Source organism: Tenacibaculum maritimum NCIMB 2154, assembly GCF_900119795.1.
Lineage (GTDB): Bacteria > Bacteroidota > Bacteroidia > Flavobacteriales > Flavobacteriaceae > Polaribacter > Polaribacter maritimus.
The window spans coordinates 2,429,269-2,450,024 of sequence record NZ_LT634361.1 but is presented as its reverse complement, the minus strand read 5'-3'; the positions used below and the strand labels follow the sequence as shown (position 1 = coordinate 2,450,024).

Below are 20,756 nucleotides of genomic sequence, written 5' to 3'. Positions count from 1 at the left end.
AGTGAGGCTTTTTAATGGGCTATATTTTTCTTATGAATGCACCGAACTAAGTAGTGCTCTCTTATTTTTTATAAAAGAGCCGTTACAAGATAAGATTATGTAATACTTTCTTTGAGCACTTTGATTTCGTCACGCAATTGCGCTGCTACTAAAAAGTCGAGTTCCTTTGCCGCAGCTTCCATTTGCTTTCTTTTTTGACGAATGCGCTTTTCTATAGTTTCCTTAGGCAAGTATTCCAATTCCTGTTCCGCAACTTTTTGCTGGGCATTGTCATAATGGTATGAACTCACCGCATTTTTAGACAAGGTAGTATCAATCTTCTTATTGATTTGTTTAGGAGTAATGCCATTGTTGGTATTGTACCTAATTTGTTTTTCCCTACGTCTTTCAGTTTCGTCTATAGTACGTTGCATACTGTTTGTTATTTTATCAGCATACATAATGGCAAGCCCGTTTACATTACGAGCAGCCCTACCAATAGTTTGGGTCAAAGACCTGTGAGAGCGTAAGAAACCTTCTTTATCAGCATCTAAAATAGCTACGAGAGAAACCTCCGGTAAATCCAATCCTTCCCTTAATAAGTTCACCCCAATAAGCACATCAAACAAACCTTTGCGTAAGTCTTGCATGATTTCAACTCGCTCTAAAGTATCCACATCAGAGTGGATATAACGACAGCGAATGGCAACTCTTGTAAGGTATTTGGTTAATTCTTCTGCCATTCGTTTGGTCAATGTAGTTACCAAGGTACGTTCGTCTTTTTCAACACGTACTTGAATTTCTTCTATTAAATCATCAATTTGATTTAGGCTAGGACGTATTTCAATAATAGGATCCAATAAACCCGTAGGGCGAATGACCTGTTCCACAAAGATCCCTTCTGTTTTTTCCAGCTCATAATCAGCAGGAGTAGCACTCACAAAAATAGTTTGATTTTGCAAAGCTTCAAACTCCTCAAACCTTAAAGGTCTATTGTCCATAGCAGCCGGCAATCGAAATCCGTATTCCACTAAATTTTCTTTTCTACTTCGGTCTCCTCCATACATGGCATGCGTTTGCGGCACCGTCACATGGCTCTCATCAATCACCATTAAATAATCCTCAGGAAAATAGTCCAACAAGCAGAAAGGTCGCGTTCCAGCCTCTCGTCCATCCAAATAACGAGAATAATTTTCTATACCAGAACAATAGCCCAATTCACGAATCATTTCCAAATCAAACTCTGTTCTTTCTTGCAGTCGTTTTGCTTCTAAGTGCTTTCCGATTTCTTTAAAATAAGCTACCTGTTTTACCATATCCTCCTGTATTGCATGTATTGCATTTTGCAAAACATCTGGAGAAGTAACAAATAAGTTTGCAGGATAAATGGTCAATTGGTCAAACTTGTCTAACGTAAGCGTACTTTCCAAATCAAAAGACTCAATTTCTTCTATTTCATCTCCAAAAAAATGCACACGATACCCATGATCTCCATAAGAAGGATAAACAGTAACCACATCCCCCTTTACCTTAAAAGTACCACTTTTAATCTCTATTTCGGTACGCGCATACAAGCTGGTTACTAACAAGTGTAAAAATTTGGTTCGTGTAATTTGCTGCCCCACTTCAATAGGAATCACATTCTTCTTAAATTCCACGGGGTTTCCTATACCATATAAGCAAGAAACAGAGGCAACAACGAGTACATCTCTACGTCCAGAAAGTAATGAAGAGGTGGTACTGATACGCAAACGTTCTATATCATCATTAATAGAAAGGTCTTTTTCAATATACGTTCCTGTAACAGGAATATACGCTTCAGGCTGGTAGTAGTCATAATAAGAAACAAAATATTCCACAGCATTGTTAGGAAAAAATTGTTTGAACTCTGAGTATAACTGAGCTGCCAATGTTTTATTATGAGCAAGTACCAAAGTAGGCCTATTTACATGGGCAACGACATTGGCAATTGAAAATGTTTTTCCAGATCCTGTAACTCCTAATAGTGTTTGGTATTTTTCTTCAGATACAATTCCATTCACTAATTGTTTGATCGCTTCTGGTTGATCTCCTGTAGGAGAAAATTCCGATTCAATTTTAAAATCCATATTACAAAAATACGGATACTTTTACATAAAAAGTATCCGTATGAAAGGTAATTTATCAAGCTTGAATTAATTCCTTAAAAGCGAAAAATGACCTGTTCTGTTGATTACTTTTTTCTTATTTCTATGGATTAATTGTACTTTAAACCAATAATCATTAGGAGGTAACTGCTTCCCTTTATAGCGTCCGTCCCAACCCAAATCATCAATGCCTATTGTAGCCACCACTTTACCAAATCTATTAAAAATATGAATTGCGCTAGAAGGATAAAAAGTAGCATTGGCCCCTTTGATATGCCAAGTATCCTTAATGCCATCGTCATTAGGGGTAAAGAATTTAGGAAATTCAATTACAGATATTTCAAAATTTGTATCAGGAGTACAACCATTTTTATCATTGATCACAAGCGTATAGATTCCTCCTTCTAACTGATCAAACAGAGGTTCCTCTTGAAAATCTTTTACAATAGCACCATCTGCATCAAGCAGGAGGTATTGGTAATTTCCAGGACCAAGTAAGGAAGTATCTATAATTTCAATAGTATTATTATCCGTATCATCAATTACTCGAATATTGGCATCATTTATCGTAGCAATATTAGAGGCTTTAACGCTAATTGTTTTTGTACGATTACAGTTAGTGCCATCTTTCATAGTAGCAGTAACCGTATAATTCCCTGCGCTTGTTATAGGAACTTCGATAAGATCTTCACCAGCAGCAATAACCTGTCCTGCCTCATTAGTCCACTCATAATCATAAATAGCCCCAGCATTTTCAACAGCTATTTTTCGCGTAGCTGTATTTAAACAAAAGTACACCTGATCAGCAGGAACATCAAAAGAAGGCAAAGGATTGATTTGAATCGTAAAAGAAGTATCATAGCTCACACATTTGGTTAAGTTATTTAAAACCCTTACATAAATAGTTTCTCCGTTGGTACTGTTTTCATATAGATTTTCATTCAATGGATTGCTTCCTGTCATGGCATCCGTAGAAGAAGTATGATAGCTTACGGTGAAATTAGCATGTTCAGCAGGTGTGTAGTTTGCTAAGATTGCTGGTTTTTTATTTTTCAAAGTAATATCCCCATTCACACCATTGGCATCATCCGCATTGGCATCAGACGTATTGTCACAGGCAATGTACGGAGCAATTATGGCAGGTGTATTAGGTTTCGGGTAAATTACAACATCCAATACAACAAATCCGAACCTACACTGAGTAGTTTCATTAAGAATACTAACATATACCTTTTGAATGGCAGGATCATCCGTATTAAAATCAGCCGGAAATGTAGTAAGCCCAGGATCATTAGAAAAATTATTCTTATTAAGAGGTCGCAGTCCATCAATAGCATCTTGTGAAGAGGTATGGTAACTTACTGAGAAAAGAGCAGGATCTTTACCATTAAGAACATCCACATCTCTTTCAGCCAAGTTAATACCATTAGCCAATCTATTTCTAGCATCGCCATCAAAAGCATTAGGAACATCACAAACCGTTATTTTAGGAATGCTATTAGGGATTGTAGGAAGCGGATTGATTAGGATTTTAAAGTTTTTATGCGTGTTAAAACACCCCGAAGTTTTATGCTCCACCCTTACATAAATGATTTCGTTATGAGTACCTGTATAGGTCGTGTCATTTGTGATTGGATTATTTTTGGTGTCTGCATCGTTTTTAGTATGGTAGTAGGTAATTTCAAAATCATTTACGGCTTGCGTAGGGCCTAAAATGGTTGCTACGGTATAATTACGAAGGTCCATATTTACATTTTTTCCATCGTTTAAAGCACCAGAAATATAGTCATCACACTCTACAATATCAGGAATATCATTTACAATAGGAGTGGTATTTACTTTTAGGTATAAGGTAGCCAAGCCAGTACAGTCATTATTTGTCTTATTGACAATTTTTACATAAATCGGAAAGTTTGTACCTGTTGTATTCGGAATGCGCTTATTTCGGTAGTTTGCGATATCAGTAATTTCATTTACAGCAGCTACTCGATCTTGTGGGTTTTCATAAAAAAGTACCTCTAAGTTAGGTCTTATAGCAGGATTAGGAACGAGGTTTTTAATTTCATTAGTAGCCACGCTAAAATCAAATGTAGTAATACCATCAGTATCATCATTCATAGCAGGAGTATCATTTCCATCAATATCTAAAAGATCATCACAAGCTTCAAATACTTTGTTATAAGCCAAATCAGCAGCATATCCAACCACTAAATTTACACTAGAAATACGACTACAACCATGTATGGAGGTCGTTTTAATCCAAACCTGCCCGTTGGTATTTACAGGATACCTAATAGGATCTGCAATTTCAGGAGTTCCTGCAATGGCAGCCGCTTGGGTAGCATAGTATGTAAATGTTTCGTTGGTGTAATTGTCAGAAATATTTATTCGAGCTTTTGTAAGGTTGAAAGTAGTAATTAAATCAGCGTTATCATCACATTGCCTTAGGCTGGCAGGATTGTTTTTAATCACAGGTTTTTTAGCCACCTCTAAATTAAAAGAAACACTAGCATCAAAGCAATTGGTATTATTTTTATTTTCCACACGTACATAGATAGGCTGTGTATCTTTTACGATATTTCTATACGGAGCGGTTTTATCTATTAAAAGGCCAGCATCTCTTGTTTGAGCAGCAGCAGCAGTTGTATAATATAATACATCGTATGTGGTAGGATCCAATCCATTTAAAATAGCCGTGTCTTTCGTATTTAGTAAAAAAGCATTGAAAAAGCCATCGGTATCGCCGCCATTAGCAATATCATCACATACCCTATACAAAGGAGGTGTTGCAGGAACAGGAAGGCCATTAACTTTTAGCTCAAATTCGGTTAAAGCAAAACAAGCATTAGGTGCTTTTTTGTTATGTACTCTAACATATATTGTTGTTGTACTAAACGGAGCAGGGTTTGTATATGGAGTAGGTAAACTATTGGCAGTAACATTGTTTTCAGCATCTGCTTTTGTTGAGAAAAATAATACGTCAAAAGTATTTGGATCTTGTCCGTTTAATATGTCCCCATTTTTTAAGGCAGCCAAGTCAAAATTATGAAGACCATCATTATCACTATCGCAATAATAAATATCTAACGGTTTGGTAGCAGTAGCAGGAGCAAACACTTCAAAAGAGAAGGTACCTTCTTGTTTGATCAAATCACCACAAGTATTCGTATAATTGATTGCTAAGGTATATTTACCATTATTCGCTGGAGAAATATTTGTTAATGTTAAAACACGATCATTATGAATCTGATTAGTAGTTCCAGTAGCATCTTCAAAAAACCAAGTATATGTAACAACAGTTGCAGGTTGTATTAAATTAGGATCTACAGGATTAGGAGCAATTGATTTATTGGCTCCTGAGCAAAATTGTAAGTCTAAGTCATTTAATTTTTGGTCATTATCTAAATCTTTAATTTCGGTAGGAAGTAATAAAGATGAAATAAAAGGAGGCAATCCTTGGCTGGCGATAGCCCCCCCTAAATTAACAGATTGGTGAGCGTAATTACAACCAGCACCCAGTACCTCAGGATTATTAACAACGCTAATACTAGTAGCGCTATCACTTGTCCAATAAATTTTACGATTAGGCCCCAATTGCAGTGCCCCTCTAGTGTTGTAATAACTATGCACTAAATACCTAGAATTGTTGATATCATTAATATTAGGCAGGCTCATGTCAAATTGAAATAAATTTTCAGTAGCCCCTAAAAAGTCTCCTGTAGAAATGTACAATCTCTTGCTTGAAGCAGAAAACTCAACCCCATAGCTATTTCCAGAAACGTTTAAAATTCGCGCATTTGATACGATACCTGTAGTAGCATCAAAATCAAATAAATGAGTTCCAGATCCCATGCTTGCAGCAATAAGTTTTTTACCATCTGGCGATACTTTCAGATATCCCCTAGGATCGTTGATTCTAAGTCCTGCAATTTTAGATTTAACAGGAGTACCATGTACTCCAGTACTATTTACTTTATAAGCATAAAAAGTATCAGAACGCAGCAAGGAAATGGCCCAAAAGGTATTGCATTCTTTAGCCCTTACGGCAGTAATTTTTTCACTCCAGTCAGTAGCTCTATTTTCAGACAAGTCTATAGGCCCTGCTATAATATCACCATTACCATTGTCTTTAGTCATGTCTATGGTATAATACCAAAAACCTTGATTATTACTCGAAGGAGCTCCTACCGTAAAGAGGTAGTATATATTTGGTTTTCCAGGGGCAGGAATTGTTAATGCAGATTGAGAACTGGAAGCATCTCCTTGTAATGGTTGTCCGCCATTGGCTACATCACAAAAAGGCATGGGTTTATTGTTTTTGTTCCAAACAGTTAAATTAGAAGCTCCAGTATTTGGCGCTCCAACATAAAACAGCAAATTTCCATTACTATCAGAAAAAGAAGAGCAACCTTCAGTGGTACTTAACAAAGAGCCCAATATAGGGACGGGAGTTCCTGAATTAAAATTTAAAGCAGCATTTTGCCCAAAGTACCAATAGTTGGCCTCCTTTTGAGAAAATAAATTAACTGCACAGGATAAGGTGAAAAATAATATAGTAAGCCTTTTCATTAGAAAAATAATTAGAAAAAAGGCTAAAATAAGTAAAAAGGCTTATAAAACTTCTTTTTTTAAGCAAAGTATAAAATAATGGCAACAACAAAAGTCAAAAGAAAGATTGCAGTTGCCATGATGAAATAAGTACTAGAAGTGTTTATAAATCTCTTTTCTTTAAGAGTATATAAGAAAGGTAGATGAAAATAAATGTCCAAGCCAATACAATGAATATATCAGCGTAATTAACGGAAAAATCTTTTACAATCGTTTCTCCCATTCTTTTCGCAACAGATTTTACAGCACCTAATTTGGTAAAAGGTTCTTTAATAAGGTTAGACATGGCTTCTAAAGGAAGAAATTGCATAATTTGATTGACTTTTTCTGTAGTATTTTCGGCAGTATCAAAAAACGAGTAAAGATAGCCTCTAATCATATTTTCATTCAGAAGCCAAATAAGCATGGCACCCACAGCAAAAGCAGAACGTTTGATTAAAATACCTAAGAATAAGCCAAAAGAAAAGAAGCCTACTAATTTTATAAAGAAAGCGAATAAATAAATGAAGCCAGAAGTTATGATAGAAAACTCATTATAGTCTGAGTAGATGAGTCCTAGGGTTAAAGAGGTTATAAAAACAAAGAGGGTAGAAATTGCAGCAAATACCACAACGGCATAAAATTTAGAAAGGATGAATTCTTTTTTACTTAAGCCATCAATTAGGTTTTGCTTGAGTGTTTTGTAGCTGTACTCATTTGCTGTCATAGAAACAATAACCAATAATAAAAAGAATTTAAAAATGGCTGCAATATATGTGTTGAAATGCCAGATATAAGGGAAGTTAAAAATACCTTGATCTGCTAAATGGAATTTAATAGGACCTATATCAAATTTAATAGCAGCCACCAGTGCAATGGAAGTTAATAGTACAAAATATATAATAGAAAGCACCTTGCTGGCTCTATTGTGTTTAAGTTTATGAAATTCTATAGTTAATAATCGTAACATGTTGGTAAAAGTGTAAGTATTAGCAGTAAAATGATTAAAAAAGCGGTTATTGGTTATTTGTTAGGTCTAGGAATTGCTGTTCCAAGCTAGGTTTTCGCTTTATTAAATGAGATAGTACAATACCATTATGAAACAAAAAAGCATTTATATCTCTGGCAGAGAGTTCTTTTTTTAAGTTGACAATGATGGTGTCTCCTTCTTTTTGAGTGTAGGCTACTGCAGGATGCGATTTAAGAATGTGTAAGAGCTTTTTTTCTTCTTTTTCAACTTTCAATTCAAACAAACCATTACTTGCAGTAATTTCGTTAAGGCGACCGCTGTATAATTTTTTACCTTTTCTCATGACAATTACATGATCGCATATTTTTTCAACTTCATCTAATAGATGAGATGCTAGCAAAATTGTAGTACCGTTGTTGGAGATGTTTTTTATAATTTCGCGAATTTCATGGATGCCTTGAGGGTCTAAGCCATTGGTAGGTTCATCTAAAATTAAAATTTCAGGATCATTTAAAAGGGCAGAGGCAATGGCTAAGCGTTGCTTCATTCCTAAGGAATAGGTTCTAAATTTGCTATTTCTGCGTTCGTAAAGGTTTACAGCTTTTAATTTTTCTGCTATTTTACTATATGGAACATTTTTTATGTTACAAATTAATTCCAAGTTTTGATTAGCAGTCATATAGGGATAAAAGTTGGGGCGTTCAATAATGGCGCCTACTTTTTTTAAAGCTTCCTGCGTTGAAAGTCTTCCGTTGAACCAATTGAATTCACCAGAAGTTTTATTAATTACATTTAAAATGATGCCCAATGTGGTAGATTTACCACTTCCATTAGGTCCTAGTATTCCATAAATATTTCCTTTTTGAATATCAAAAGAAAGGTTATTTACAGCGTGAACATTTCCGTATTTTTTATTTAGATTTCTAAGAGATAGTATTGTTTCCAAAGAATTTTTTAATTAGTTATGTTGATAAAACGATTTGCATAAAGTTTTGTTACAGATAAAAGGCTTGTTTTTGATTATTTTGAATAGAAATGTTATTTTCATGAGGAATAAAAAAGGCTTTAATACTAGTAAGAGAGCTACTTTCAGTCTTCTTTTCAAGAAGGTTCCATTGCGATAAAAAAAAAACACTTTACAATTGTTAAAAGTAAAGTGTTTTTTCTTTATAAAAAGCAGTATTTTATTGGTTTTCTATCAATCGAAACCCTTCTCCGTGGATGTTTAAAATTTCAACACTTTCATCAAGCTTTAAATACTTACGTAATTTAGCGATATAAACATCCATACTTCTAGAAGTGAAATAATTATCATCTCTCCAGATTTTCGTCAAGGCCAATTCTCTAGGCATTAAATCATTTTTATGGATGGCTAACATACGTAGCAGTTTGTTTTCTTTAGGAGATAGCTTTTGAGCTTCTCCACCGTTAAAGCTTAAATGGCGTAATTTTGAATTAAAAGAAAATTGTCCGATTGTAAATTCAAATTGCTCTGTATCTGTAGTTTTTTCCGATTCCTTTCGTTGTAAAATTGCTTTTATTTTAAAAAGTAGTACTTCAGAGTCAAAAGGTTTGTTCAAATAATCATCAGCACCAACTTGGTATCCTTTTAAAACATCTTCTTTTAAAGTTTTTGCTGTTAAAAAAACAATAGGAACTTCTTTGTCAGTAGCACGAATGTCTGCCGCCAAAGAGAAGCCGTCTTTACGAGGCATCATTACATCTAAAATGCACAGGTCATAGTCACCATTTTTAAACATAATTAACCCTTCAATGCCATCTTTAGCATGCGTTACATTGTAATCATTCAATGCTAAATAATCTTTTAATACCGTTCCAAAATTTGGATCGTCTTCAACTAATAATATTTTTTTACTTCCCATATTCCCTTCAATTTAAATTAATGGTAGTTTAACTGTAAATGTACTTCCTTTTCCTTTTTCACTTTCAACATAAACCGTTCCATGATGGTTATCAATGATTTCTTTTACGTATGACAAACCTAATCCGTGGCCTTTTACGTTGTGAATATTTCCTTTATGCTCTCTATAAAACTTATTGAAAACATATTTTTGAGCGTTTCTGCTCATTCCTATACCTTGGTCTTTCACTTTTAAAATAAAATATTTGTTAGTGCTTTCTGTAAAAACATCAATCATAGGAGCTCTTTCAGAATACTTAATAGCATTTTCAAGAATGTTAACAAAAACATTGGTTAAATGAAATTGATTTCCTAAGACTTCAGTAGATATCGCTTTAAAATGTATGTTAATATTTCCTTTTTTATCTGAAACTAATAATTGCACATGTTCAATGGCTTCTTCTACAATGTCATGAACATCAATAGCTTCTTTACTAAGATCAATTTGATTCTTTTCTAATTTAGACATTCGCAATACATTTTCTACTTGGCCATGCATTCGTTTGTTTTCATCGCGAATCATTTGAACATATCGTTTTACTTTTTCTTCATCATTGATGATTTTTGGGTTTTTAATAGCATCTAAGGCTAAATTTATAGTAGCAATAGGTGTTTTAAACTCATGTGTCATGTTATTGATAAAATCTGTTTTGATTTCAGATATTTTCTTTTGACGAACGAGTTGGTATAGTGAGCTAGAAAAGGCAATAATGATGATGACTATAAAGAATATAGAAAGTAAAAAGATCCACATCATATTAGAAAGGAGTTCTTTTTTTTCATCGGGAAAAGTTACATATAACTTGAAATTGCTATTTCCTTGATGATTTTCAAATAAAGGATAATAATGGCTGTCTTCTGTATTTACAGTGTAGTACCCAGATTTTAATGGAGTTGCTAAGCCATTTTCATAAACTCCATATTTAAAGTTTAGATTTATATTTCGCTTTAAAAACTCTTCTTTTAAGGTATTGTTTAGTGCTCTATTATTAATTCTTTTATGAATAGGAACGATGCGCTTTCTTTGAGAAAACATATAATCTAAGTGCTCCTTTTCCCATTTAGAATAATGCTTGAAAACAGAAAATCTATTTTCGCCCAAAGTATTCGCTAATTCTTTATTGTCTCCAGCTATCTTAGAATAATAAAAATCTTCTTTACCAGAAAAACGTTTGAGTATAATAGAATCATTTTCTAAGAAACCAGAAGGAATTTTAAAATTTTCTTCCAATATGGTAGAACCAAATGTGAATTTCTGCTTACCGATAGTATCAATTTGTTGAAATAAAAAGTTTTTTATTTCTGCGTTTGTTCTAAATTGATCATTTTCAAAGAACTTACTATATTCTCTGTAAGATTCCTCTCTTTCCTTCTCTTTGATTCTTTCAGCGGTTCTTGCCAATGCTATACGCACGTCAGTTTCAAATTCTTGGTGCTTGTTTTTTATGGCATCTTTAATCCAATATACTTGCACGGAAATAATACCGATTAAAGAAACACTCATTAAAAATACAATGAGAATAAAAATTTTCTTACCCATTATTCAAAAGTACTTTAATAAAATTAGGGGGTTGTTATTTTAACTTAGATTAACAAAAATAATTATAAAATTAAGTTTTTTTTAACAATTATTATTAAGGGCTTTTTATTTTAAGTGCTCGTTTTAGTTAATTTATTATGAATTTCGGATACTTTTAACATAGTTTCGCTAAAATCTATATTTTCGATGATGTAGTGAGATTGAAGTGTTTTTTTGGTATCGCTCCATTGATTATTCATTCGGTTAATGATTTCGTTTTCAGAGGACTGGTCTCTCTTTAAGACACGTTGAATGCGTAATTCTTTAGGAGCGGTTACGGTTATTATTTTATCACAAATTAGGTTGCTTTTGTTTTCAAAAAGGATGGCATTTTCGTAAAGAATGAAAGCTTTATCTCTATTGGCTGCTATGAAATTTTTAAAATGTAGTGTTACTACAGGATGAACAATAGCGTTTAAGGTAGCTAGCTTTTCTTTATTGCTAAAAACGATATTGGCCAAGAACGGGCGGTTCAATTGCTCGTTTAGAAAAGCTTTTTTTCCAAACTCGTTGGTTATTTTTTCTCTAATTTCATTAGAGTTATTCATTAATTTTTTAGCTTCTATATCAGCTATATATATTGCGATATTATCAAATTTATGAAATTCTTTGAGCACTGTTGTTTTTCCGCTTCCAATGCCTCCTGTTAAACCTACAACCATTATTTGTGAATTAGATATTCTATTTTTTTTGGAGAAATTTTTACTGATTTAATAAGTTTGGGTTGATTTTCTATTTCAGGAATAAGGTAATCAATATTATTGTTTATTGTTTTTTTATAATCGCAAATAATAGAAAACGAGTTCGCATTCACTTTATTAAAATCTTTTAGCCCTACTGTATAAGAAACTTTTACCAGTTTAGGAAAAGTGTTGATTTCTGTATCAGCAGGAACATTTTTTAAGGTAAAAGGTACTTCAAAATAGCCTTCTGTAAATTTATCTATTTTGATATAGGCTTTTACGGTATTGTGAGAAAATTTGATTTTTTTTAGCACTTTAGCTTCGTGGATTTCAATGTTTTTTGTGGTGTTTTTTGAAAGGTTTTTGAGAGGTAGTTGGTGCAGTGTTAGTTTTTCGATATTTTTTATAGCTGTTTCTGCTCCAGAAATTTGAATGCTGTCAGGTTCTAGAATGATGTTACCAGAAAGATTGTATCCTTTTTCATAAGTGATTTTTAGATTGGCTTCTACAGGAACTTTTTTAGAAGACAAGCTATCCAAGCTTAAGTAGATGATATTGTTTTCAAGAGGTTGCAATGCGAGACCAGTAGGAAGCTGTTTTTTGATTTCGTTTAGCTGTTTTTTTAAAGAAAGAGAATAGCTGTTTTTTACTTCCTTTGAAATGTTGGCAGCATTTAGTTTTAAGGTGATATTTTCAAGATTAGCCGTAAATAATTTAAATCCAGAACCTTTTATAGATAGATTGATCCGTTTGGGAGTGTCTTTTTGAAGTATTTTATGCTGTGGTAAATTAATGTATGCTATGGGTACATTAATTGTAGTAGTATATTCTTTGGATAGTTTTGTTAATAGCCAAAAAAATATAGAAATCACTAAAAAAGCGATAAAAGCCTTAGGTATTTTAGTTAATCTTTTCAATGGTATAGAATATGGTCTAATTTATAGAAAGAACTTATTTTAAGCATGCTATTAAAGTCTTTTTGTATGAAGATAAAAAAAATAAAAGCAATTGGAAAAGGCAATTTTTAGGAAATGGAAAAAAGTTAAATCGGTTCAAAAGTTTAAAAATAAAAAGTGAGCTTTCAAGCTCACTTTTTATTTTGTAGCAATGGTATTATTTTTTAGCAGTATTTGTTTTCACGTATTTTTTACTCATTTCCATTGAAATGGCAGAACGCTCAAACTTTATTTTACCTGCTCCTGTTTCAACAGTAACCGTTCCATCAGTTTCGTTAATATCCACTACTTTTCCGTGAATACCGCTAGTAGTAACAATTTTGGTTCCTCTTTTTATTTCAGCTTGAAATTGTTTTTCTTTTTTTTGACGTGTCATTTGTGGACGTATCATAAAAAAGTAAAGTACCAAAATCATGGCTAAAAAAGGCAGCATACTCATAAGCCCACCTCCATTTGCTTGCAAAAATAAATTATGCATTCGGTTTTTTGTTTTTAGGTGTAACCATTCCTGTTATTTTTACAACCTCTCTACCTTGCGCAGTATTGGTGTGTAATGTTACAGATTTAGATTGTTTGTTAGGTTTACCACTAGTATTAAACTTAACTTTAATTTCTCCAGTTTTTCCAGGAGCAATAGCTTCTTTTGGCCATACAGGTACAGTACAACCACAAGTAGCTTGTGCATTGGTAATTACTAAATTAGAATTTCCTGAGTTGGTGATAGTAAAAGAAGTTTCAACAATCTCTCCTTCGTTTACAGTACCGAAATCATGTACAGTTCTATCAAATTTAATAACAGGAGCACCTTTACTGATATCGTTATCTCTTTTTTCAGCGTTTAAAACATTTTCTTTCTTTACTTTTGATGTAGCATTGTTATTTCCACAAGAAATCATAACTGAAGACAAAGCTAAGGTTACAACTGCTATAAATACTTTTTTCATTTTATTGAAAGTTTTTAAATTAAAAATTTGTCTGTAAAAATAAGAATTATTTACAATAATCCTCTACCTACTTTTCTCATTCTATCAGTAGCTTCGTAGTCTTTAGATATTTTATCCAATACTCCGTTAATAAAGTAGCCACTTTTTTCTGTAGAGTAATCTTTTGCAAGTTCAATATACTCGTTAATAGTTACACGGCTAGGAATGGAGGGGAAGTGAAGAAATTCAGTAATTGCCATTTTAATTAGAATCATGTCAATTTCAGCAATTCTATCAGCCTCCCAGTTAGGTGTTTTATCTTTGATATCGTCCTCATATTTATGTTGGTGAAGCACTGTTTTTCTAAATAAATCAGACACAAATTGTTTGTCATCATCATCTTTATACAGATTGCCTAACATAAAAGAGCGGTTTTCTTTTTGTTTGTTCAATGTTTTTAATACCCAAGTGTTTATAAAAGGAATATCATCTACCCAAGAGATCATTTTATCTTCGTAGTATTCTGCTAGTTTTTCATTGGGGGCAATAATTTCTCTAAAAAAATCAATCACAAAGCTTCTGTCCACATTATAGGAGTCCTCTACAGTGCTCATGTATTTTTTATACAATTCACTTTTTTGAAGTTCGTCCCATATAATTTTAACATATTCATCATCTTCTTGCCAGTTATGAAGCCTGTTAATTTCAACATAGCTATCAATACTAACACTATCAGGAATCATATTAATAAGTCTGTTATGAATAAATTTAGTATTGGGGTCTAGATCTTCTTTAGTAGCAAGAATTTTTTTCTTAGATAAAGCTATTTTTTTAGCAGCTAATTGTTGGACTTCGGAAAGTAGTTGGATGTTTAATACATATAAATCAAACATTTTTTGAATACTATGCTTAATAAATTTTTCTTCCTTTATTAAATCATCATGATGAGATTGTTGCATAGCATATACAGACTGCATTACTTTAACTCGAATATGTCTTCTGTTAATCATTTCTAAAGAACTTGGGTTTAAAAAAAAGAGCGAAAGAATTTGTTTCTAACGCTCTGCAAAAATAGTATTATTTATTGTTTTTTACTTAAGATTGCTGTTCTTTTTTACGAGTATTTATTCTACTTTGTGCAATGTTAAGCGCTGCGTTATGCGTAGTGATATCTTCCTTTGCTGAAAGGTTAAAAATGTCTAAGGTAGTATTATAGATATTTTCAGTTTTACGATTAATTTCGTCTCTATTATAGCCTTCTAGCTCAGCATATACATTAATAATACCTCCCGCATTTATTAAAAAGTCAGGAGCATATGCAATGCCCTTGTCTTTTAACATTTTGCCATGTTTTATTTCATCAGCTAATTGGTTGTTAGCAGCTCCAGCAATTACTTTTGCTTTTAATTGATTGATGGTAGTGTCATTAATAGTAGCTCCTAATGCACAAGGGGCATAAATATCAACATCTAAACCATAAATATCGTTTCCTAATATTACATTAGCGTTGTATTTTTTACTTAATTCAGCTAGGCGAGCTTCATTAATATCATTAAGAAATACTTGTCCGCCTTCATCAGTAATATGCTTTACTAAAGTTTCTCCTACATGACCTACTCCTTGAACCAATACTTTTTTTCCTTCTAAATTATCAGTACCAAATTGGTATTTAGAGGCAGCTTTCATTCCCATATATACTCCATAAGCAGTTACAGGAGAAGGATTTCCTGCTCCTCCTTTACTTTCTGAAATACCTGTTACATGTGGAGTTACTTCACGAATAATATCCATATCTCTAGTTTCCATTCCAACATCTTCAGCAGTAATATATTTTCCGCTTAAAGAGTTTACATACTCGCCAAATTTACGCATTAAAGCATCATTTTTTTGAGTTTTTGCATCGCCAATAATAACTGCTTTACCACCTCCTAGGTTCAATCCTGTGATAGCGGCTTTAAACGTCATTCCACGTGACAAACGCAATACATCATTCAAGGCTTCCCACTCATTATTGTATTGCCACATTCTAGTACCTCCTAAAGCAGGGCCTAAAACGGTATTGTGAATTCCAATAATTGCTTTTAAACCTGTATCTTCGTCGTTACAAAAAACAATTTGTTCGTGACCATCAAAAGAAAGCTGTCCAAAAACAGGATCGCTTTTAAGGTCTTTAGTATCAATGATTTCTGATGTCATTTGTTTATATGGTTTTTAAAAAGAGAATTGTGTATTTCTCAAAAATTCAGTAGCAAAAGTATGATATTCGTAATTACTATCAAAATAAACGATACGCTATTATGTTTTTTTTAGTAATAATAAGGTAAATGTTGTCTGATAAATAGAATATATTTGTTTTTTTTAAAATTAATATCATTGAAAGCGTTACAATATCTAAATAAATATTTTGTAAAATACAAATGGAGGCTAATTATAGGGGTCTTTATTACCATCTTATCCAAATTTTTATCTCTTAAAATTCCTGAGATCATAGGAGCCTCTTTTGATGTGGTTGAGGCTTATGTAGCCAAAACAACCACAAGTATTACTGTAGTGAAGCATGAATTATTGATGAATGTATTACTTATTATAGGGGCTGCTATTGGCGCTGGAGCGCTAACTTTTTTGATGCGCCAAACCATTATTGTGACGTCTCGTTTGATTGAATTTGATTTGAAAAATGAAATTTATCAGCAATACCAAAGGTTATCTATTAATTTTTACAAGAAGAATAGAACAGGAGATTTAATGAATCGTATTAGTGAAGATGTTTCTAAGGTTCGTATGTATTTTGGTCCTGCTGTTATGTACACTACAAACATGGTGGTATCATTTGGAATAGGAATGTACCAAATGCTAAAAACAGATGTAAAACTAACGTTATATACCATGCTTCCTTTTCCTGTTTTGTCAGTATCTATCTTTGTTTTAAGTAAAATTATTAATGAAAGGAGTACGATTGTACAGCAGTATTTATCAAAGTTAACAACGTTTAACCAAGAGTTTTTTTCTGGAATAAATGTGGTAAAATCGTATGGTATAGAAAATACTGTAGCAGCAAAATTTAACGATTTGGCAAATGAGAGTAGGGAAAAGAATATTGAACTACATAAGGTGCAAGCATTATTTTTTCCTTTAATGATTCTTTTAATAGGTATTAGTAATTTACTAGTAATTTATATAGGAGGAAAGCAATATATTGCTGGAGAAATAAAAATAGGTGTTATTGCGGAGTTTATTTTGTATGTAAATATTCTTACATGGCCTGTGGCAGTTATTGGTTGGGTAACTTCTATGGTACAGCAGGCGGAAGCTTCTCAACAACGTATTAACGAGTTTTTAGAGCAAGTTCCAGAAATTAAAAATGAAGTTGAAGAAGCAACTGTTGTAAGAGGAGAAGTAACCTTTGAAAAAGTATCTCTTACTTATGACGATACTTATATAACAGCTTTAAAAGAAGTGAGTTTTAAAGTAAAAGAAGGAGAAACCATTGCTATTTTAGGAAAAACAGGAAGTGGAAAATCATCTATAGTAAATTTGATAGCACGACTGTATGATGCTACGGAAGGAAGCGTTCTTATTGATGGAAAACCAATTAAAGCATGTAACTTGAATGCTATTCGTAGTCAGATAGGTTTTGTACCTCAAGATCCTTTTTTATTTTCGGATACGATAGAAAACAATATTAAATTTGGAAAGGAAGCAGCAACGAAAGAAGAAATTATAGAAGCAGCTAAAAAGGCGGTAATTCATGAGAATATTATAGGTTTTAAAGAAGGATATGACACGGTGCTAGGAGAACGAGGGGTAACGCTTTCAGGAGGACAAAAGCAACGTACATCTATTGCTCGTGCAATCATTAAAGACCCGAAAATTTTAATTTTTGACGATTGTCTTTCTGCGGTAGATACAGAAACAGAAGAAAGAATATTATCAAATTTAGAAGAGGTTTCTAAAAATAAAACAACATTTATTATTAGCCATAGGGTTTCTTCAACCAAAAATGCTACTAAAATTATTGTTTTAGATGGAGGTAGAATTGTGCAAAAAGGTACTCATAATCAGTTAATAGAGGAGCAAGGATACTATAAAGAGTTATATGAGCAACAACTTTTAGAAAAAGAAATTTAGTTTTAGTATGACTACCTAAAATATTTTAGTAGCTTTGTCTTAATAAACGGAATAACAACGACTATTTTTTTAGAATTATGAACGAGAGAGTTGAACAAGAAGAAATCTTTTCACAGGTTTTAAGAGCAGGAAGAAGAACTTATTTTTTTGATGTAAGATCTACTAAAGCGGATGACTACTACTTAACTGTTACAGAAAGTAAAAAGTTTACACATGATGATGGATCATTCCATTACCAAAAGCATAAAATTTACTTGTACAAAGAAGATTTTGCTGATTTTCAAGAAATGCTAGGTAAAGCAACCCAGTATATATTGGATGAAAAAGGAGGTGAGGTAATTAGTGAGCGTCATCAGAAAGACTATAAAAAGGAAGAAGTAAGTGGAGAAGTAAAGTCAGCAGAAAGCTTTACTGATGTTTCTTTTGATGACATTTAAACCTAAGTCTTAGAAAAAATATTTTTGATATATTTTACTAAATGAATGTATTCATCAGTAAGAGGTATCTAAAATTTTAAATTCAATTTACATAAAAAACCACAGGAATTAATACTGTGGTTTTTTTATAAATACAAATCACAATACTTTTTTCATTACGTTGGCTTTTGATACTGTTTCCTGCCATTCTTTTTCAGGGCTGCTATCTTTGGTAATACCTCCTCCAATAAAAATATGGGCTTCTGCATTTTTAAGTTGCATACATCTAAGGTTTACGTATAAATCAGATTCTTTTATAGTAGCATGATTGGGTTTTAAATTGAGCTCACCTAAAAAACCGGTATAAAAAGAACGATGGTAATTTTCTTGCTCAAGAATAAATGTTTTAGCCCTTTTTTTAGGAAGTCCACAAACAGCAGGAGTTGGATGCAGGGCATTGATAAGCTCAGTGTTTTTGAAATGGAATGTTCCTGTAATTTTAGTGCAAAGATGTACTAAGCTACCAGCCTGTACGGTAGTAGGAGAGGAAGCAGTGATTGGAATTTCTTTTTCTTGTAACTTTTCAATAATATAGTCTGTTACAAATTGCTGTTCATCAATTTCTTTTTGACTCCAAGTTACATCAAGGGTTTCTTTGTATAATTGGGTTCCAGCGAGTGACATTGTTTCAAAGGTATTTCCTTTTATTTTTAGTAAGGTTTCAGGTGTTGCTCCAAGCCATAAACCTATTTTTGGATGAAACCAAACATAAACCATGGCTAAAGGATAGGTGTGTAGGAGTTTTTGATATATATTGATAAAATCGGTATTGGATAAGGAAATGCTCTCTTTGCGAGAAAGTACCACTTTTTTAAACTCATTTTTATGTATGGCTTTTATACCTTTATGAACGAGGTCAACATGTTTTTTTTGAGCAGCGAGAGTACTTTTAGTAACAGTATCAACGCTTTTTATAGAAGTGTTCTCTAGGTTAACAACAATAGTTTCTTCTATATAGTCAGCCTTTTTTTTAGGAATTAAAATGCTTTGTTCGGTGTTGTTAAAAGGAGCAAAAACAAATCCTTCTTCTGTATAATCATTTGCAAAGTGCAATTCATCTGTTTTTTGAAAAAAACCAGCAATTCTTTCTGAAGAAGGTTTTCTATAAACTACAAAAGGAAGTTGCTTTTGATAGGCAGTAGTAATGTGTTTAAAAATATTCAATCTAATTGTGCTAATAATTGTTTTTTTATAAAATCAAATTGACTCCAAACCAAATTGTGTCCAACCTCATTCATTGAAATCAATTTTAATTGTTCTTTAGGAAACTGTGCCTGTAAGAATTCGGCATTTGAAAAAGGAACAACCCAATCAGCAGTGCCATGAATGCACACAATAGTATTAGGACTGGTGTACCATGTTTTTTCAAACTTTGTCAATTCTTGTTGATGAGATAGTTTTTCTTTACTAGCTTCTTTCCAAATTTTAGGAACTAACCAGCGAGTAAGCTTCCATTGGTAAAATTTTACCAACCAAGGCATAGGCTCTACTTTGCTGTACACAGCAGGAGCAAGTAAAACTATTTTTTTGTATTTCTTTTTGGTAGCAAGAGCAATAGGACCTCCATAAGAATACCCTACTATAATTACTTTATGAGGAGGAATGTCAGCAATTAAATTTTCTAAAAGAGCTGTTTCAAAAGCAATATTTTCTTGTACTGTATTTTTATCGTTGTAATTATACCCAACTCTGTCGTAAGAAATCATATTTGCCTTTGTTAAAAGCATTTGATCTTTCATGTATTTGCTAAAGTTGGTGGCCGCTCCAATAGCCCCATGAACAAAAACGAGAGTAGGTAATGTGGTGTCTTGCTGTATGGCCAATTTTCTATAGGTAAAACCTTTGAAAGAAGGATAGGTTAAGATGGGTTTTTTATCTGTATTCTTAAAAATAGCGAGTACTTCGGTAGCTGACTTAGGAGTAGAAAAGTAGTAGAAGATACCATATACAGCTGCCAATAAGAAAGCAATTACAATTACCGTTATTTTGACGATTTTTGTAAGCATTATTTCTTATCTAAAATAATATTAGTGATTTTACACAAGGAAATTAAATTACGATCTTCATCCACAATTCTAATTTCCCATAAATGTGTGGTTCTTCCTTGATGTACCATTTTGGCAGTAGCAAAAACAGTTCCTTCTTTTTTACTTTTTAGATGGTTAATGCTTAGTTCAATACCTTTTACAATTTTTGTTTTTCCATCAACAAACAGGGCAGAAGCCGCGCTACCAACAGTTTCAGCCAAAGCAGCCGTAGCACCTCCATGTAAAATTCCATACGGTTGATGTACTTTAGAGCTTACGGGCATTTTAGCAATAACAAAATCTTCTCCCACTTCTGTAAACGTTATGTCTAAGGTTTCCATTAGGGTGTTTTTACTCCATTGGTTCAGGAATGCTACTTTTTCCATGTAGGTATATTGAAT

17 protein-coding genes are annotated in these 20,756 nt (G+C 32.8%); 2 read left to right on the top strand and 15 right to left on the bottom strand.

Features of this window, described 5'->3' with window-relative positions:
- Positions 1–95 precede the first annotated feature (95 nt).
- The 12 genes from uvrB to MARIT_RS10880 all read right to left on the bottom strand — a co-directional run bounded on the left by uvrB (position 96) and on the right by MARIT_RS10880 (position 15,920).
- Complete coding sequence (gene uvrB, locus MARIT_RS10935; protein ID WP_024742156.1) at positions 96–2,087, bottom strand: excinuclease ABC subunit UvrB; 1,992 nt, start codon at positions 2,085–2,087, stop codon at positions 96–98.
- A gap of 66 nt (positions 2,088–2,153) precedes the next feature.
- Complete coding sequence (locus MARIT_RS10930) at positions 2,154–6,674, bottom strand: T9SS type B sorting domain-containing protein (protein ID WP_100211529.1); 4,521 nt, start codon at positions 6,672–6,674, stop codon at positions 2,154–2,156.
- 142 nt (positions 6,675–6,816) lie between these two features.
- Positions 6,817–7,662, bottom strand: coding sequence for an ABC transporter permease (locus MARIT_RS10925; protein WP_100211528.1), 846 nt, complete (start codon positions 7,660–7,662; stop codon positions 6,817–6,819).
- A gap of 46 nt (positions 7,663–7,708) precedes the next feature.
- On the bottom strand, positions 7,709–8,608 hold the full coding sequence (locus tag MARIT_RS10920) for an ABC transporter ATP-binding protein (RefSeq protein WP_100211527.1): 900 nt from the start codon (positions 8,606–8,608) through the stop codon (positions 7,709–7,711).
- A 238-nt stretch (positions 8,609–8,846) separates the two neighbouring features.
- A complete protein-coding gene (locus MARIT_RS10915; RefSeq protein ID WP_024742152.1) occupies positions 8,847–9,545 on the bottom strand; it encodes a response regulator transcription factor in 699 nt (232 codons plus the stop codon).
- Positions 9,546–9,557: 12 nt separating this feature from the next.
- Entirely contained in the window at positions 9,558–11,123 is a 1,566-nt protein-coding gene (locus MARIT_RS10910) for a sensor histidine kinase (RefSeq protein WP_024742151.1), read from the bottom strand.
- Positions 11,124–11,233: 110 nt separating this feature from the next.
- A complete protein-coding gene (gene coaE, locus MARIT_RS10905; protein WP_038026046.1) occupies positions 11,234–11,824 on the bottom strand; it encodes a dephospho-CoA kinase in 591 nt (196 codons plus the stop codon).
- Complete coding sequence (locus MARIT_RS10900) at positions 11,824–12,762, bottom strand: CdaR family protein (protein ID WP_024742149.1); 939 nt, start codon at positions 12,760–12,762, stop codon at positions 11,824–11,826. Before MARIT_RS10900 ends, coaE begins: the two co-directional genes overlap by 1 nt.
- Positions 12,763–12,958: 196 nt before the next feature.
- Complete coding sequence (yajC, locus tag MARIT_RS10895) at positions 12,959–13,279, bottom strand: preprotein translocase subunit YajC (protein WP_024742148.1); 321 nt, start codon at positions 13,277–13,279, stop codon at positions 12,959–12,961.
- The gene (locus MARIT_RS10890) at positions 13,272–13,745 is read right to left on the bottom strand and encodes a DUF1573 domain-containing protein (RefSeq protein ID WP_024742147.1); all 474 of its coding nucleotides are present in this window, start codon (positions 13,743–13,745) and stop codon (positions 13,272–13,274) included. Before MARIT_RS10890 ends, yajC begins: the two co-directional genes overlap by 8 nt.
- Positions 13,746–13,795: 50 nt before the next feature.
- The gene (gene nusB / locus MARIT_RS10885; protein ID WP_024742146.1) at positions 13,796–14,734 is read right to left on the bottom strand and encodes a transcription antitermination factor NusB; all 939 of its coding nucleotides are present in this window, start codon (positions 14,732–14,734) and stop codon (positions 13,796–13,798) included.
- An 85-nt stretch (positions 14,735–14,819) separates the two neighbouring features.
- Positions 14,820–15,920, bottom strand: coding sequence for a Glu/Leu/Phe/Val family dehydrogenase (locus tag MARIT_RS10880; RefSeq protein ID WP_024742145.1), 1,101 nt, complete (start codon positions 15,918–15,920; stop codon positions 14,820–14,822).
- 177 nt (positions 15,921–16,097) lie between these two features.
- Between MARIT_RS10880 and MARIT_RS10875 the strand changes: the two genes are divergently transcribed.
- Entirely contained in the window at positions 16,098–17,852 is a 1,755-nt protein-coding gene (locus MARIT_RS10875) for an ABC transporter ATP-binding protein (protein WP_100211526.1), read from the top strand.
- A gap of 77 nt (positions 17,853–17,929) precedes the next feature.
- Positions 17,930–18,289 carry a PUR family DNA/RNA-binding protein gene (locus tag MARIT_RS10870; protein ID WP_024742143.1) on the top strand — a complete coding sequence of 120 codons (360 nt, stop codon included), beginning with the start codon at positions 17,930–17,932 and terminating at the stop codon, positions 18,287–18,289.
- 138 nt (positions 18,290–18,427) lie between these two features.
- On the opposite strand, the gene MARIT_RS10865 is transcribed toward MARIT_RS10870, so the two are convergent.
- The 3 genes from MARIT_RS10865 to MARIT_RS10855 are packed head-to-tail and all read right to left on the bottom strand — an operon-like array spanning position 18,428 to position 20,741.
- The gene (locus MARIT_RS10865; RefSeq protein ID WP_100211525.1) at positions 18,428–19,492 is read right to left on the bottom strand and encodes a chorismate-binding protein; all 1,065 of its coding nucleotides are present in this window, start codon (positions 19,490–19,492) and stop codon (positions 18,428–18,430) included.
- Positions 19,489–20,334: an alpha/beta fold hydrolase gene (locus MARIT_RS10860; RefSeq protein ID WP_100211524.1), complete on the bottom strand. Its 846-nt coding sequence runs from the start codon at positions 20,332–20,334 to the stop codon at positions 19,489–19,491. The genes MARIT_RS10865 and MARIT_RS10860 overlap by 4 nt, the downstream gene beginning before the upstream one ends.
- Complete coding sequence (locus tag MARIT_RS10855) at positions 20,334–20,741, bottom strand: PaaI family thioesterase (protein WP_024742140.1); 408 nt, start codon at positions 20,739–20,741, stop codon at positions 20,334–20,336. Before MARIT_RS10855 ends, MARIT_RS10860 begins: the two co-directional genes overlap by 1 nt.
- Positions 20,742–20,756: the final 15 nt, after the last annotated feature.

Excerpts from the sequence above, each read along its gene's own strand:
- uvrB (WP_024742156.1), bottom strand. The coding sequence starts at position 2,087 with ATGGATTTTAAAATTGAATCGGAATTTTCTCCTACAGGAGATCAACCA.
- MARIT_RS10930 (WP_100211529.1), bottom strand. The coding sequence starts at position 6,674 with ATGAAAAGGCTTACTATATTATTTTTCACCTTATCCTGTGCAGTTAAT.
- MARIT_RS10925 (WP_100211528.1), bottom strand. The coding sequence starts at position 7,662 with ATGTTACGATTATTAACTATAGAATTTCATAAACTTAAACACAATAGA.
- MARIT_RS10915 (WP_024742152.1), bottom strand. The coding sequence starts at position 9,545 with ATGGGAAGTAAAAAAATATTATTAGTTGAAGACGATCCAAATTTTGGA.
- MARIT_RS10910 (WP_024742151.1), bottom strand. The coding sequence starts at position 11,123 with ATGGGTAAGAAAATTTTTATTCTCATTGTATTTTTAATGAGTGTTTCT.
- coaE (WP_038026046.1), bottom strand. The coding sequence starts at position 11,824 with ATGGTTGTAGGTTTAACAGGAGGCATTGGAAGCGGAAAAACAACAGTG.
- yajC (WP_024742148.1), bottom strand. The coding sequence starts at position 13,279 with ATGCATAATTTATTTTTGCAAGCAAATGGAGGTGGGCTTATGAGTATG.
- MARIT_RS10890 (WP_024742147.1), bottom strand. The coding sequence starts at position 13,745 with ATGAAAAAAGTATTTATAGCAGTTGTAACCTTAGCTTTGTCTTCAGTT.
- nusB (WP_024742146.1), bottom strand. The coding sequence starts at position 14,734 with ATGATTAACAGAAGACATATTCGAGTTAAAGTAATGCAGTCTGTATAT.
- MARIT_RS10880 (WP_024742145.1), bottom strand. The coding sequence starts at position 15,920 with ATGACATCAGAAATCATTGATACTAAAGACCTTAAAAGCGATCCTGTT.
- MARIT_RS10870 (WP_024742143.1), top strand. The coding sequence starts at position 17,930 with ATGAACGAGAGAGTTGAACAAGAAGAAATCTTTTCACAGGTTTTAAGA.
- MARIT_RS10860 (WP_100211524.1), bottom strand. The coding sequence starts at position 20,334 with ATGCTTACAAAAATCGTCAAAATAACGGTAATTGTAATTGCTTTCTTA.
- MARIT_RS10855 (WP_024742140.1), bottom strand. The coding sequence starts at position 20,741 with ATGGAAAAAGTAGCATTCCTGAACCAATGGAGTAAAAACACCCTAATG.